The 375-nt window shown below is 41.9% G+C and carries 1 protein-coding gene; it reads right to left on the minus strand.

Annotated features, from left to right (window positions below; translation table 11 throughout):
- Positions 1-375: RHS repeat domain-containing protein (locus A9G41_RS01495; protein ID WP_143425387.1), on the minus strand; the 375-nt coding region annotated here is incomplete at both ends.

Here is a 375-nt window from a genome sequence, read left to right on the forward strand (position 1 = left end):
GTCAAAACCAATTTCTTCACTCAATTGCCCCGTTGGCGTGTAGCTGAAGCGGTAACGTTCCCCTTTCTGATTTTCAATTTCACTGATTTGTAGATGGATATTATCATAACGAAATTTCAGCCGTTCGCCATCTGGCAGCCGCTTTTCGGTCATTAAATGTAATGGCGAAGCGTAGTCATATTCTGTGACTTTACCCGCTTCATCTTTAAACCAAGTCACTTTGCCATAAGCGTTGTATTGATACTCACGAGTGGTGTTATTCGGGTAGGTGCTTTTTGTGATTTGTCCTAAATCGTCATAAGTATAATAGGTCTTGCCCTGTTGTCCATCACTGACGACCGTGAGCCGAAGTAAAGCATCATAGCTAAATTGAAA

Origin of the sequence: Gilliamella sp. Nev5-1, from assembly GCF_001690895.1 — a bacterium.
GTDB classification, from domain to species: Bacteria; Pseudomonadota; Gammaproteobacteria; order Enterobacterales; family Orbaceae; genus Gilliamella; species Gilliamella apicola_C.